We start from the raw sequence: 14,827 nt of genomic DNA, 5'->3' as shown, positions 1-14,827 counted from the left end.
AAAGGCGGATTTGCTGGCTTATGTCAGACAAAACGACAATGCGCCGCACAGGACGTGCACGGCGGCATCATCGGGATCGCGGACCGCTTCGAGATCGCCGGTCAGACCGCCTTGGCGTGCAAGGCGCCGCGGAAGGAATCGCGGAGGTAGCCGAGCGTGGCGTCGGCATCGACCGGCTTGCCGAACAGATAGCCCTGCCCGCCGGCGCAGCCGAACTGGACCAGGCGGTCGGCCTGCGCCTCCTGCTCGATGCCTTCAGCGACCACATCCATGCCGAGCCCCTCGCACATGGCGAGAATGGCGCGGATGATGTGTTCGGACGGACGGTCGTCGAGAATGGAAGAGACGAAGGCGCGATCAATCTTGAGCTTGTCGAAATGGAATTCGCGCAAGCGGCCGAGCGACGACTGGCCGGTGCCGAAATCGTCGAGCGAAACGCGGATGCCGACGCGACGCAGATCCTCGACGATCTTCTCGGCCGAAGCTGGATCGTTCATCAGGCCGGTCTCGGTGATCTCGATCTCGAGCCGTCGCGGATCGAAGCCGGTGCGCTCGAGGATCGCCAGTATATGCAGGCCGGTGTTCTGGTCGACGAGCTGCGAGGGCGACAGGTTGAACGACAGGAACAGGTCCTTCGGCCAGCTTCTGGCCGCTTCGGTCGCCTTGCGCAGCACCAGCTGCGACAGCGGGCCGATGATGCCACGCTCCTCGGCAATCGGAATGAACACCGTTGGCGGCACCGAGCCGAGGTCGCGATCGGTCCAGCGCGCCAGCGTCTCGAAACCGATGGTGCGGCGCGTGCTGAGGTCGACGATGGGCTGGAAATGCGGCTCCACCTCGCCGGCCGAGACGGCGCGGCGCAGCGCCTGTTCGATGCGGGTGACGCGCTTGGCCGCCTCTTCCATCTCGCGGGTGTAGACGACGACGCGGCCACGGCCGGAGCGCTTGGCGTGGTAGAGCGCCGTCTCTGCCTTGTTGATGAGGATCTCGGTGGTCTCGTCGCCCGAATAGAACAGCGAACAGCCGACCGAGGCCGAAAGCCTGGCGGTGCGTTCGCCGACATCATAGGGCGCCGAAAGAATCTCGATCAGCATGCGGGATTTCTCTGCCGCCGCCTCCTCGCTGAAGACCATCGGGTAGAGATAGGCGAATTCGTCGGCGCCGATGCGGCAGACGGTGGAATGGCCGTCCATCGAGGCGCGCAGCCGCATCGCGACCTGGATCAGGATATCGTCACCGGCCTTGTGGCCGAACAGGTCGTTGATCGGCTTGAAGCCGTCGAGGTCGAGAATGCCGACGGTAAACGGCGCCGGGTCGTCGGCTCGGTCGCTGATCAGGCGATCGACCTTGTCGAAGAAGCGGCGATGGTTGCCAAGCCCGGTCAACGGATCGGTAAACGCCAGATCCGTGCTCTCCCTGTTTGCCTGACCGGTGCCAAACGAAGTTTGCATCGGTGTCCCTGTTTTGTGACTTCGGAATTTAGCTTCAGACTGGCAGCAAACCCTTTAGGAAAGGTATCGCCAAATCGATTATTCGCGGGTAAAGCGCGTCGTATACGGAGGGATGGCGCGAGGTGCGTCCAGCCCTTGTTTCAGGCCACCCTCAGCCCCTGGGCCGGACACGGTAGAGTTCGAGCGAGGCGCCCTTCGTGTCCGCGATCGGCTCCAGCCATTCCGGCACGTTGCCGCGCATCAGCCCGGCAAGAAAGCCGTCCGGCGCGGTGGAGGCCAGAAGCTGGCTTTCCGAGTTGCCGCGGCACAGCGCGACAAGGCCGACGTGATGATCGCCGACGATCGACCTGGCTTGCGCATCGGAACCGAGGAAAGCGTCGAGCGCAAGCAGGTCTCCAGCGACGTTGCGGTGGTAGGGTCCGGCGAACACGCGATGCCGGGAGTACACCAGGATCGGCGATCCGATATTGGAGACGGCAAGCACGGTGGTATCGGGCAACCTGCCTAGTGTGGCGAAGGTGGCCTTGGCCTGGCAGGACGGGTCGACGCTCGCGCCGACACTGGCGTCGCCGGTGATTTTTACACCAGTTGCAAACGCCGCCGACGCCGCCTGGGCGGCGCCCGACCAGATCGAGTTCACCGAGATGAGCCAGGCCGCGGCCATCCGCAGCACCGAGCCGCGCGACGGGCTGGTTTCGGCCCGTTGCCGCCATTTGGCGATCCAGGCCGAAAGCGGGATCACCGCGAAGGCAATCGAGAATGTCGAGCCGCGCACTTGCCAGACGCTGACGAGGAACGCCACGACCAGCAGCGTGGCGACGAGGCTGTCCTGGCGCCGCCAGACGCCACGGCGCACGCGTAACACCATCAGAACGAGCGCCACCAACGGCGTGGCATAGCGCGCCGCCAGCTCGGCGGGATCGTGGGCGGCGAGCTGGAACAGCGACTGCGCCTCGTCGACATGATCGAGCCACAACGTCTTCAGGCGCGGATCGAGCCCCGCATAGGGTGACGCGAGGCACTGCGGGAACAGCAAAAAGAGGACCGCGCCGAGCGCGACGCCGAGCACGCCAAGCGACAGCCGCCGTTGCCCGCGCCCGGCCGCTTCGAGCGAGGCGATCGCCGCAAGCCCGGTTCCGGCAAGGGCGGCGACGACGAGCTGCATCGTCGAGAAGGCATCGCATTGCGCCTGGCCCCAGGCCGATAGCGGGACGGTGGCGACGAAGACAAGCGCCGCGACGCCGGCAAAGCCAAGGCCGAAATCCCTGGCGATCAGTCTTTCGCCTGATGCGTCAAAGGCAAACAGCGTCGCCACGCAGACGCCGATGGCGGCGACGTAGGGGGCGGTCTCCATGCCGACGGCCAGGGTCAACGCGGCGCACAGGCCGGCAAGGAACGCCGCCGACCTGCGCAGACGCGCTTCGAGCAGGAAACTCAGGCTGGCGACGGTCAGCATCAGCTGGACATTGTGATGATCGAGCGCGGCCGGCTCGAAGATGCCGATGAAATACAGCGCTGCTGCGCCGACGATGAGGGCGGGCAGCACCGCGCCATCGCCGGCAAAGCTGCGCGCGGCGCGAATGATGAAGACCATGGTCAGGCCGAAAAGCAGCGCCGGCCACGCCACCTGCGCAACGTTCTCGGCAAGCAGGGTGTTGCCGGTCAGGCTCGATACGCCGAGCACAATGGCGGCGATCGGTGCATCGACCAGCCGCGACCAATGCATGACGAAGCCGCCTTCCAGGCCCATCCGGTATTGATGCAGGTCGAACCAGCCCTGGCCGGCCAAGAGGTCGCGCACTTCAACCAGCCGCAACAGATCGTCATTGTCGCCACCGGCATTGCTCAGCGCCGGGAAACCGGCCCAGGCGTTGACGACAAGGAAGCCGAGCGTGGCAAGCAGCGCCAGCATGAGGTCCGATCGCCAGGAGGCGCGTGCCCCGTCTTTGGAAAGCATCGCAGTATGAGCGGTGGTCATGGAGTGGGCTTTCAGCCTGTGTCTACCCGGCGCACGCTAACGCTGGCCGCTTCACAAAGCGTAAAGCGGGGCGATTTTGCGCCACTTTTGGGCGCATGCATCAATCGCGCGCCGGAAACACCCACAGCGACGACAGAATGTAGCTCACCGAGCTTGCGGCAACCGTCATCAGCGCCGACATGGCAAGCGCCGACATGCCGAAACGGGTGACCGCCAGATGCGACACCAGGCCCGAAAACAGCGCGCATCCGACCTGCAGCGCAAGATAGCGCGGCATGGCGCTGGCATGATCGTGCTGGCCGCCGAATGTCCAGCCGCGCTGCGCGCTATAGGCGACAACGAAAGTGATCGCATAGGCGACGACACTGCCTATGAAGGGCGAAAAGCCCAGCGACACCAGGAGCCACGATAGGACGAACAGCAGCAATGCGGCGCCGACGCCGACCGTCAGGAACCGGAACAGGCGCGTCCGGACAAAGACCGGCAATGCTTCGCTCATGCGTTGCGCGCCGGCAGTTGGTTATCCGGCGATTCACTGGCCGGCAATTCATTGGCCGGCAGTTCACCGGATTGACCGGTCCGCCCATACTTCAGCCGCTTGACCGGTATTTCCAGGACACCGAGCAGAAAGGCCGAGAAGAAGACCTGGAAGGAAATGACGATCAGGCTCAGGCCCAGCACGACGATGCGCGGGATTTCGGAATCGTTCAGCGGGCCGAAGCCGAGATGCGCCCAGCGCGCAACGGCATAGCCGAAGAACAAGACGCCGCCGGCAAAGCAGATGCCAGCATTGGCGGCGAGACGGTCGGTGCTGATGGTTCTGGTCAGCCAGTCTGAACGGCGGCTTGGCGGCAGGATACCGGTTATCTCGGCATAGTATCGCGAAATGGCGCCGAAAGTGATGAGCTGGACGCCGGTGACGACCATGAAACAGGCGGCGACGAAGGTGTTGAGGTCGAGCGACAGATTGTCGATCACGCGCAGCGGCCCGAACACCAGCAGCGCCGCGAACAGTATGCCAAGGCCGCCGAGCACCGTGCCCGGGATGAAGAACATCCAGCGCGGGTTGTAGACCAGTAGGAACTTCAGGTGTCGCCAGCCATCGCGCCAGGTTCTCAGATGCGGCGGCCGGCTGCGGCCGTCGGGCTTGAGCGTGGTCGGCACTTCCTCGATGCGCAGGCCGGCTAGGGCGCCGCGCACCACCATCTCGCTGGCGAATTCCATGCCGGTGGTCTGCAGGTCGAGCTTCCTGATGCTGTCGGCATTGAAGCCGCGCAGGCCGCAATGGAAATCACCGGTCTTGATGCGGAAGAACAGGCGGCCGACAAAGCTCAGCACCGGATTGCCGAGGTAGCGGTGCAGCGGCGGCATGGCGCCGGCCTCGATGCCGCCCTGGAAGCGATTGCCCATGACCAGGTCGGCGCCGTCGCGCAGCCGCGCGACGAAGGCTTCCAGCGCGCCGAAATCATAGCTGTCGTCGGCGTCGCCCATGATGATGAAGCGGCCCTTGGCAGCCGCGATGCCGCCCAAAAGGGCTGCGCCATAGCCTTTCTGCGCCACCGGGACGACACGGGCGCCACCTTCCGCGGCAATCGCCTGCGATCCGTCGGTGCTGCCATTGTCCGCGATCAGCACCTCGCCGGAGATGCCCGCCTTGTCGAGGAAGGTTTTCGCCTTGCCGATGCAGACGGCGAGCGTCTCGGCCTCGTTGAGGCAGGGCATGAGGATGGTGAGTTCGAGCTGTTTGGTTGCGGTGGCGCGGATGGCGGTGACGGCGTTCATTGGTCGTTGTTCCATCGAGTGCCCGGCCCTGCGTCAGTTCGGCCGGGCGCATTCGGACTTACCGTTGCACGGCAAGGCTTAAGAAAGCGATGACGCGCAGCCTCGCCTTGTCTCCAATCGGAAGGCAGGGCGGGCTTGCGGTTGTCTGATGCCAATCTTCAAAATGTCGCGATTGGCAGACGGTCAGTGAGCCTGTACAGGCAAGACAGTCGCCCCATCCGAGCCGCCGGAGACTTGCCATGAAGCTGAAAATCGCCGTCCAGATGGACCACATCTCCACCGTGTCGATCGCCGGCGACACGTCCTTCGCGCTGTCGCTGGAGGCGCAGCGGCGCGGCCATCAGCTGTTCCACTACACGCCCGACCGGCTGTCGCTGCGCGACGGCAAGGTGTTTGCCCGCATCGAGGAGATGCAGGTGCGCGACGAGAAGGGCAGCCATTATTCGCTCGGCGAAAAGGTGCGCACCGATCTGGCGGAAATGGATGTCGTCCTACTGCGCCAGGACCCGCCCTTCGACATGAACTACATCACCACCACGCATATCCTCGAACGCATCCACCCCGGGACGTTGGTGGTCAACGACCCGGCCTGGGTGCGCAACAGCCCGGAAAAGATCTTCGTCACCGAGTTTCCCGACCTGATGCCGGACACGCTGATCACCAAGGATCCGCTCGAAGTCGCCGCCTTCCGCAAGGAGTTCGGCGACATCATCATCAAGCCGCTCTACGGCAATGGCGGCGCCGGCATCTTCCACATGCTGGAGGCCGACCGCAACCTTGCCTCGCTGCTCGAAATGTTCGGCCAGATGTTCCGCGAGCCCTATATCGTGCAGCGCTATTTGAAGGATGTGCGCAAGGGCGACAAGCGCATCATCCTGATCGACGGCGAACCGGTCGGTGCCATCAACAGGGTGCCGGCCGAGCACGATTCCCGCTCCAACATGCATGTCGGCGGCCGCGCCGAAAAGACCGAGCTGACGACGCGCGAGCGCGAGATCTGCGCCCGCATCGGGCCGGCGCTGAAAGCGCGCGGCTTTATCCTCGTCGGCATCGACGTCATCGGCGACTACATGACCGAGATCAACGTCACGTCACCGACCGGCGTGCGCGAAGTCAGGCGTTTTGGCGGCGCCGACATCGCCAGCCTGTTCTGGGACGCGGTCGAGGACAAGCGGCGGACGTAGTCCGTTTTTACTTTGTGTTAACCATGTTCCTTTTTTTCAACCGGGCACAACCCGGCCGCGACCTGTGCGGATGCGTATTCTTGCAATGTTCTTGATTTGATCAGCCTGATGTAGCCCACTGCGGAGAAGCCCAACCTAGGAACGGCGCGTCCTTGCCGGCAGCATTTTTCACCGTACCCTCCCACGATAAGGTAAATACTGCGCGTCGCTGCCAGGATCGACATCAGCAAGTGCGCAGCTGTGGCAAATTCGGTCGCGCCGCTCGCTGCCTTGAACGGACGTTCGCGTTCGCTACACGGGAAGCCCGGATCGACTGTCTCGGCAGCGGGATGAATGCCATCGCCCGGCTCGAAGGCGGGCGCGACGATGCCGCAGTTCATCGATCTGCATCAGCGGCCGCCATCCAGTGTTTTCCGTTGTCGGACTACACGGTCGGCGCGAGAATGGACGCGGCGCTCGTTCTGGGCTTCTCGGGCGTGCCGGTCGAAAAGATGAGGCGCCACTTCGACGCGTTGGTCAGTGCAATAGCGCGAAGCTGAGGCGTTCGATTGCAGGGAAGGGACTGCCGTCTCAGGCGCTGTGGCCCACGCGGTGCGGCTGGGCAAGCTGCCAGGCGCCTGTAGTCTTGGAGTTATCGGATGGGAGTTTGCATGCGGCGCGTTCTGGTTGGTTTGGTCTCTCTTGTCCTGATCGCCGCAGCATCGATCTTGGCCCTGCGCTTTCTTTATCCGCTTCCCGACACCTCGGGACGCGTGGCCTCGCTTGCCATGAAAGTTGACCCGTCGAGCAGGCTCGGACAGCGCATGATGGAGGCGATGCGCGCGCATTCGGGCAAGTCGGGCATCGTTCCCCTGCAGCGTGGACATGATGCGCTGGTAAGCCGGCTGGCTCTGGTCGAAGCTGCCGAGCGGTCAATCGACGTTCAATATTACATCTGGCACGACGACACGTCAGGCATCTTGCTGCTCGATGCTTTGGAAAGGGCGGCGCAGCGTGGTGTCAGGGTCCGTCTGCTTCTCGACGATAACGGTGTTCACGGGCTGGACTCTTTCATGGCTGCGCTCAATGCCGAGGAGAATTTTGAAATACGTCTGTTCAACCCGTCAACCGTTCGTTCGCCGAAAATGATGGGTTATCTCTTTGATTTCCCGCGCATGAACCGCCGGATGCATAACAAGGCCTTCATTGTCGATGGGGCGGCGGCGATCATAGGCGGCCGTAACATCGGCGACGAGTATTTCCAGGTGGGTGACGACGCGTTCTACATCGACATGGATGTCCTGGGAACGGGGGCGATCGTGCCGGAAACCGCGCAGGTCTTCGACGCCTACTGGAACAGTCCGTCCGTTCACGCAGTGGAGACCATCATAGACGGCCAGGGCGATATCGCCGCCTTTCGCGCCCGGGTCGAATCGGTGAAGGCAAGCGAAGCGGCTGCGGTTTTCAAGCTGGACGCCGAGGCAAGCGCGAGCCAGTTTGCCGATGGACGCGCGCCGCTTGAATGGACAGATGTGCGCCTTGTCGCCGACGACCCAGTCAAAGGGGAGGGCAAGGCAGAACGTCAGCATCTGATGATTTTCAGGCTGGGGGAGATCCTGGGTGGCATCAAGCGTAACCTTGTGCTCGTGTCCGCCTATTTTGTGCCAGGTCGGGCCGGGACGGACTATTTCGCGGCACTTGCCCGCAATGGGCTTGACGTTCGCATCCTCACAAACGCCATGAATACGACCGACGTCCTGACCGTCCATGCGGGGTATGCGAAGTACCGCAAGAATTTGCTGCAATCGGGCGTGAAACTGTATGAGCTGAAGCTGCGCGGCGAAATGGCGGACGAGAATGGGCTTAAGCTCAATCCCTTTGGCCTTTCCGGCGCAAGCCTGCATGCCAAGACCTTCGCGGTGGATGACGAGCGCATTTTCATCGGCTCCTTCAATTTTGATCCCCGCTCGGCTCTTCTCAATTGCGAGATGGGCTTTCTGATCGAAAGTCCGTCGATGGCCCGCCAAGTCAGCGCGGCCTTTCAAGGTCGGCTCGACGACGTCGCTTACCGGCCCGAACTCGATGCCGATGGCGATCTCGTCTGGCGAGACAGGTTGCCCAACGGCAAGGACGTGATCCATGAGAGCGAACCCGGCGCGACCTGGATCAAGAGGATTGCCTTGACCGTGATCGGCCTGCTGCCGGTGGAATGGCTTCTCTAGGCGGAATGATACTGGTGATTGCGCTTATCCGTTTGTGTCGACTTCTGGCCCAGCCGTGCCGGTGGTATCCGGGCCACATAACATCGATTGCTGGCGGTACGGTCGCCGCGTACGGTTGGGTATGATTCTGGAGAAGGTGATTGAGACAGAGCCTGCTTGCCGCCACCTATGGTTTTGTTGCTGGCGCGGCCGCCGCGCTCGTGCTGTGGCTGATGGGTTTCGTGTCGAAGCTTGTCTGGTCCGGACCTGACGGGCGCTGGTATGTCTTCCTCGTTATTGCGTCTGGTGGCGTCATCATAGCGCTGCTGCGTCACTGGTATGCCGGCGAGGGTCTGTCGGAGCAGATTGATGCAGTACGGCGTCCGCACGAGCAGAAGCACCGCAACGCGTTGCTGCTGGCGCTGATGGCCATCATTGCCGTCGGCTTTGGCGGCGCTGTTGGGCCGGAGGCCGGGATACTCGCAGTGGTCGCCGAAATGTCGGCGCTCATTACATCGTTGATTGCGCACGATGCGACCGACGAACGCCTGATCGGCGAAGCCGGTGCCGCAGGCGCGCTTGGCGGCTTATACGGTTCGCCACCCGGCGGTGCGGCGATTACGCAGGAGCATCCGGAAGCCCCGCAATGGCAGGTCTACCTTGCCGGCCTGACAGGCCTGCTCGGTTTCCTACTTGTCGCAAAGCGGCTCCTGCCGGAAATCGCGCTGCGTATTCATTTGCCACCGCACGAGGCCGCCGGTGATGGAACCGATATGCTTTGGGCCTTATTGCCTGCCGCTCTGGGCGCTGCGATAGGACTGGTTTTCGTCGCAACGTTGCCTCCGATCGAGAAACTTCTGCATAGGGTCGGCGGTATCACGGCGCAGACGATCGCCGGCTCCGTGCTTTTCGCTGCGCTCGCCTCTGCATTCCCTATCCTGCGTTTTTCAGGCCATCACGAATTGGAAGCCATGCTGCATTGGGCACAGGAGGCAGGAATGGGCACATTGCTGGTCCTGGGCGCGCTGAAAGCCCTGGCTCTTGCCCTCTGTCTTTCCTCCGGATGGCGCGGCGGCGCAGCTTTTCCTCTGCTGTTTGCGGGTGCGGCAGCCGGCGGTGCTGCTGTTTGGCTATTGCCGTCCATGCCTATTACCGTCGCGCTGGTGTCCGGGATGACGGCGGCGATAACGGCGGGCATGGGTAAGCCGATCGCAGCGATGCTGATCGCGCTGCTCTTGATCGGCCCAGCAGCAGTGGGGCCGCTCAGCGTCGGCGGTTTGGTCGGCTGGGGTGCATCAAGACTACTGCCCGCGCCAAAGCTTCATTAGGTGCCTAAGGCACTGGTGCGCGATGCCGGGTCAGATCCCTTCACCGGCGCTTTAGGTGCACCGCCTACAGGATCAAGATCGTCTGGTGGGACGGCAGCAGCGTTTGTCTTTCCTAACGCCAAGCGCCTCCGAAGGCGACGTTCTGCTGGCCACGGATCGGACACCTGATGACGATGAACCTGCTAAAACGGTGGCACTTTGGCACCGCTGCGATAGGGGGGTCTGTAGACAGTGGCCCGGTCTACAAGTTGAAAGTGGAAGGGCCTTCGCCGCACGTTCGTCACCGAATTTCCCGACCTGAAACGCTGATCACCAAGGACCCGCTCGAGGTCGCGGCCTTCCGCAAGGAGTTCGGCGACATCATCGTCAAGCCGCTCTACGGCAATGGCGGCGCCGGCATCTTCCATATGCTGGAGGCCGACCGCAACCTTGCTTCGCTGCTCGAGATGTTCGGCCAGATGTTCCGCGAGCCCTATATCGTGCAGCGCTACCTGAAGGACGTGCGCAAGGGCGACAAGCGCATCATCCTGATCGACGGCGAACCGGCCGGTGCCATCAACCTGGTGCCGGCAGAGCACGATTCCCGCTCCAACATGCATGTCGGCGGCCGCGCCGAAAAGACCGAGCTGACGACGCGCGAGCGCGAGACCTACGCCCGCATCGGGCCGGCGCTGAAAGCGCGCGGCTTCATCCTCGTCGGCATCGACGTCATCGGCGACTACATGACCGAGATCAACGTGACGTCGCCGACCGCGGTGCGTGAAGTGCAGCGTTTTGGTGGCGTCTGTATCGCCAGCATGTTCTGGGACGCTGTCGAAAACAAGAGGAAATAGCCGGTCCCCGCTTCGCAGTCCTTCCCGCACGGAACTTTGCAGCGCGCGAATGTTCCTGTAATGTTCTTGCCTAACTCGAAAATCTGTGGTTGTCTTGGCTGAGTTCGCTCGCGGCCTGATCGCAGGGCCCTGCGAGCGAACTGGTATTCGGGGGCAAAATATGGTGGCGCGGGTTCGAACGGTGGCTTTCCAGGGCATCGAGGCCGTGCCGGTCGACGTGCAGGTGATGATCGCGCCGGGCAAGGTCAACATGCACATCGTCGGCCTGGCCGACAAGGCGGTGGCCGAAAGCCGCGAGCGGGTGCAGGCGGCGCTGCATGCCTCCGGCCTGTCGATGCCGTCGAAGAAGGTCACGGTCAATCTGGCGCCGGCCGACCTGCCCAAGGAAGGCAGCCATTACGACCTGCCGATCGCGCTTGGCCTGATGGCGGCACTGGGCGCCATTCCGGGCGACATGCTGGCCGGCTATGTCGTGCTCGGCGAATTGTCGCTCGACGGGACGATTGCCGCGGTGGCCGGCGCCTTGCCGGCGGCAATCGGCGCCAACGCCGAGGGCAAGGGCCTGATCTGCCCGTTCGCCTGCGGGCCGGAAGCGGCCTGGGCCGGCAAGGATTTCGACATTCTGGCGCCACGCAGCCTGATTGCGATCGCCAATCATTTCCGCGGCACGCAGGTGCTGTCGCGACCGGAGGCCGGCATCCACGCCTCGGCGCGCGACCTGCCCGACCTTGCCGACATCAAGGGCCAGGAGACGGCCAAGCGGGCGCTGGAAGTGGCGGCGGCCGGTGGACACAACCTCTTGATGATCGGGCCGCCGGGATCGGGCAAGTCGATGCTGGCGCAGCGACTGCCATCGATCCTGCCGCCGCTGGCGCCGAAGGAGCTTCTGGAAGTGTCGATGATCGCCTCGGTGGCGGGCGAACTCGGCGAAGGCAAGCTGACCGACCGGCGGCCGTTCCGCGCGCCGCATCATTCGGCCTCGATGGCTGCGATGGTCGGCGGCGGCATCCGCGCCCGGCCGGGCGAGGTGTCGCTCGCCCATCACGGCGTGCTGTTCCTCGACGAGTTTCCCGAATTCACGCCGCAGACGCTCGACGCGCTGCGCCAGCCGCTGGAGACCGGCGACTGCATGATCGCGCGCGCCAACCATCGCGTCACCTATCCGGCGCGCATCCAGTTGGTCGCGGCGATGAACCCTTGCCGCTGCGGCATGGCCGGCGAGCCGGGCTATCGCTGCCTGCGCGGCGAGCGCTGCCGCACCGATTACCAGGCGCGCATCTCAGGCCCGCTGCTCGACCGCATCGATCTCAGGATCGAGGTGCCGGCGGTCTCGGCCAGCGACCTGATCCGGCCCGACCGGGCGGAGAAAAGTGCCTCGGTGGCGCTACGGGTGGCGCGTGCCCGCACCATCCAGCGCGAGCGTTTTGAGCGGCTCGGCGTCGGCGCCACCACCAACGCGCATTGCGCACCGGCGGTCATCGAGGAGATCGCCATGCCGGACGCCGCCGGCCTGTCGCTGCTCAAGGACGCCAGCGAAAAGCTCGCCTTTTCAGCGCGGGCCTATCATCGCGTGCTGAAAGTGGCGCGGACGCTGGCCGATCTCGATGCCTGCGAAACGGTCGGCCGCATCCACCTGGCCGAAGCGATCTCCTACCGCATGAGTTCGGAGCGCGTGGCGCAGGCGGCGTGACGCCCCCTCGCCCTTCAAGAGCTGGAAACGCAAGCGGCGGCACCTTGGCCTTGGCTCCCATGAATCTTCGGCTCAGGCCGAGGCGCGCGTCTTCAGTTCCAGCCGCCGTGCATGAAGCACCGGCTCGGTGTAGCCGTTGGGCTGGATGCGGCCCTTGAACACCAGGTCGCAGGCGGCCTGGAAGGCGATCGAGTTGTCGAAGTCGGCGGCCATCGGGCGGTAGAGCGGGTCGCCGACATTCTGCAGGTCGACGATGGCCGCCATGCGCCGCAGGGAATCCATCACCTGGATGCGCGAGCAGACGTCGTGGTGCAGCCAGTTGGCGATGTGCTGCGAGGAGATGCGCAGCGTTGCGCGATCCTCCATCAGGCCGACATCATTGATATCTGGCACTTTCGAACAGCCGACGCCCTGGTCGATCCAGCGCACGACATAGCCCAGGATGCCCTGCGCGTTGTTGTCGAGCTCGCGCTGGATCTCGTCGGGAGTCCAGTTTGGGCGCACCGCGACCGGCACCGACAGGATATCGTCGAGCTTGGCCTTGGGCCGGTTCTTCAGCTCCGCCTGCACGGCGTGGACATCGACCTTGTGGTAGTGCGTGGCATGCAGCGTCGCCGCCGTCGGCGACGGCACCCAGGCGGTGTTGGCGCCGGCCCTGGGATGCGCGATCTTCTGCTCCAGCATCGCCGCCATCAAATCCGGCATCGCCCACATGCCCTTGCCGATCTGTGCATGGCCGGCCAGCCCGCATTCGAGCCCGGTGTCGACATTCCAGGCCTCGTAGGCCGAAATCCAGGCGGCCTGTTTCATGTCGCCCTTGCGGATCATCGGGCCGGCTTCCATCGAGGTGTGGATCTCGTCGCCGGTGCGGTCGAGGAAGCCCGTGTTGATGAACACCACGCGCTCCTTCGCGACACGGATCGCTTCCTTGAGGTTGACGGTGGTGCGCCGCTCCTCATCCATGATGCCCATCTTGATGGTGTTCTTCGCCATGCCGAGCAGTGCCTCGACGCGGTCGAAGATCTCGACGGCGAAGGCAACTTCCTCCGGCCCGTGCATCTTGGGCTTCACGACATACATCGAGCCGGCGCGGGAGTTGGCGCGCCGTCCGTTCCGCCCGACATCGTGCAGCGCGATCAGCGCCGTCATCGCCGCATCCATGATGCCTTCCGGCACCTCGTTGCCGTCGCGATCAAGGATCGCCGGATTGGTCATCAGGTGGCCGACATTGCGGACCAGCATCAGCGAGCGGCCTGGCACGGTCAGCGTGCCGCCGGCAGGCGCGGTGTAGGTGCGGTCGGGGTTGAGCTTGCGGACAAAACTCTTGCCGCCCTTGGTGATTTCTTCGGCCAGATCGCCCTTCATCAGGCCGAGCCAGTTGCGATAGACGACGACCTTGTCCTCAGCATCCACCGCCGCGACCGAATCCTCGCAGTCCTGGATGGTGGTCAGCGCCGATTCCAGGATGACATCGGCGATCCCCGCCGGATCGGTCCTGCCGATCTGGTTGTTGCGGTCGATCACGATCTCGATGTGCAGGCCGTTCCTGACCAGCAGCACGGCTTCAGGGTTGGCGGCATCGCCGCGATAGCCGGCGAATTGCTTGGTATTGGCGAGTGTCGTGACACCGGCACCCTCGCCCAGCCGCAGCATGCCGTTGACAAACGAAAGCCCGTTGACGCCTGCCCACTTGCCCGAGGTGAGCGGCACCGACTGGTCGAGGAAGTCCTTAGCCCAGGCAACGACCTTGGCGCCGCGCGCCGGATTGAAGCTCTTGCCTTTCCCGGCGCCGTCGGTTTCGGGAATGGCGTCGGTGCCATAGAGCGCATCGTAGAGCGAACCCCAGCGCGCATTGGCGGCGTTGAGCGCGTAGCGGGCATTCATCACCGGCACGACCAGCTGCGGTCCGGCGACGACGGCGATTTCCGGGTCGACATTTTCGGTCGACACGCTGAAGGCCGGTCCCTCGGGGACGAGATAGCCGATCTCCTTCAGGAAGATCTTGTAGGCCTCCATGTCGATGGGCGCGCCATGATCGCGATACCAGCCGTCGAGCTTCTCCTGGATAGCGTCGCGTTTTGCCAGCAGCGCCCGGTTCTTGGTACCGAGGTCATGGACGATGACCGAGAAGCCGTTCCAGAAATCGGCCGCTTCGACGCCGGTGCCGGGCAACGCCTCGCCAGCCACAAAATCATGCAGCTCGCGGGCAATCCGCAATCCGGCGATCTCGATGCGATCGGTCATAAGCTGGTCTCCAGACGAAAGGCTCGGGCGGGCGTTTGGCATGTCAGGTTTGCAGGGTCAATTCGGCTTAAGGTGAAGGGAACTTTTAGGCAAGGTCGCCGAAACCGGCGATGAGAGCGTCCTTCTCCCGTTCACGAGGAGAGGATGGCGGCAGCCG

Annotated in this window: 11 protein-coding genes; 5 read left to right on the top strand and 6 right to left on the bottom strand. The window is 63.8% G+C overall.

Annotated features, from left to right (window positions below; genetic code table 11):
• Positions 1-101: 101 nt before the first annotated feature.
• From AC0ZT5_RS25910 to AC0ZT5_RS25895, 4 genes are all read right to left on the bottom strand, one after another.
• Positions 102-1,451, bottom strand: a complete 1,350-nt coding sequence (locus tag AC0ZT5_RS25910) for a putative bifunctional diguanylate cyclase/phosphodiesterase (RefSeq protein ID WP_488498756.1) — start codon at positions 1,449-1,451, stop codon at positions 102-104.
• A gap of 151 nt (positions 1,452-1,602) precedes the next feature.
• Positions 1,603-3,429: a GtrA family protein gene (locus AC0ZT5_RS25905; protein WP_488498755.1), complete on the bottom strand. Its 1,827-nt coding sequence runs from the start codon at positions 3,427-3,429 to the stop codon at positions 1,603-1,605.
• 100 nt (positions 3,430-3,529) lie between these two features.
• Positions 3,530-3,928, bottom strand: coding sequence for a GtrA family protein (locus tag AC0ZT5_RS25900; RefSeq protein WP_488498754.1), 399 nt, complete (start codon positions 3,926-3,928; stop codon positions 3,530-3,532).
• A complete protein-coding gene (locus AC0ZT5_RS25895; RefSeq protein WP_488498753.1) occupies positions 3,925-5,211 on the bottom strand; it encodes a glycosyltransferase family 2 protein in 1,287 nt (428 codons plus the stop codon). Before AC0ZT5_RS25895 ends, AC0ZT5_RS25900 begins: the two co-directional genes overlap by 4 nt.
• A 239-nt stretch (positions 5,212-5,450) precedes the next feature.
• On the opposite strand from AC0ZT5_RS25895, the gene gshB reads away from it, so the two are divergent.
• Positions 5,451-6,395 (top strand): glutathione synthase, encoded by a 945-nt coding sequence (gene gshB, locus AC0ZT5_RS25890; RefSeq protein WP_488498752.1) that lies wholly within the window; start codon positions 5,451-5,453, stop codon positions 6,393-6,395.
• 17 nt (positions 6,396-6,412) lie between these two features.
• On the opposite strand, the gene AC0ZT5_RS25885 is transcribed toward gshB, so the two are convergent.
• Positions 6,413-6,775, bottom strand: a complete 363-nt coding sequence (locus tag AC0ZT5_RS25885; protein ID WP_488498751.1) for a hypothetical protein — start codon at positions 6,773-6,775, stop codon at positions 6,413-6,415.
• Between the two features lie 270 nt (positions 6,776-7,045).
• On the opposite strand from AC0ZT5_RS25885, the gene AC0ZT5_RS25880 reads away from it, so the two are divergent.
• From AC0ZT5_RS25880 to AC0ZT5_RS25865, 4 genes are all read left to right on the top strand, one after another.
• On the top strand, positions 7,046-8,596 hold the full coding sequence (locus tag AC0ZT5_RS25880) for a phospholipase D-like domain-containing protein (protein ID WP_488498750.1): 1,551 nt from the start codon (positions 7,046-7,048) through the stop codon (positions 8,594-8,596).
• A 212-nt stretch (positions 8,597-8,808) separates the two neighbouring features.
• Positions 8,809-9,903, top strand: coding sequence for a chloride channel protein (locus AC0ZT5_RS25875; protein WP_488498749.1), 1,095 nt, complete (start codon positions 8,809-8,811; stop codon positions 9,901-9,903).
• A 167-nt stretch (positions 9,904-10,070) separates the two neighbouring features.
• The gene (locus tag AC0ZT5_RS25870) at positions 10,071-10,736 is read left to right on the top strand and encodes an ATP-grasp domain-containing protein (protein WP_488498748.1); all 666 of its coding nucleotides are present in this window, start codon (positions 10,071-10,073) and stop codon (positions 10,734-10,736) included.
• 160 nt (positions 10,737-10,896) lie between these two features.
• Positions 10,897-12,426 carry a YifB family Mg chelatase-like AAA ATPase gene (locus tag AC0ZT5_RS25865; protein ID WP_488498747.1) on the top strand — a complete coding sequence of 510 codons (1,530 nt, stop codon included), beginning with the start codon at positions 10,897-10,899 and terminating at the stop codon, positions 12,424-12,426.
• A 72-nt stretch (positions 12,427-12,498) separates the two neighbouring features.
• On the opposite strand, the gene AC0ZT5_RS25860 is transcribed toward AC0ZT5_RS25865, so the two are convergent.
• Entirely contained in the window at positions 12,499-14,670 is a 2,172-nt protein-coding gene (locus AC0ZT5_RS25860; RefSeq protein WP_488498746.1) for a malate synthase G, read from the bottom strand.
• Positions 14,671-14,827 lie beyond the last annotated feature (157 nt).

Source organism: Mesorhizobium sp. CNPSo 4670 (assembly GCF_057784235.1).
This window is presented reverse-complemented; position numbering and strand designations above follow the sequence as displayed.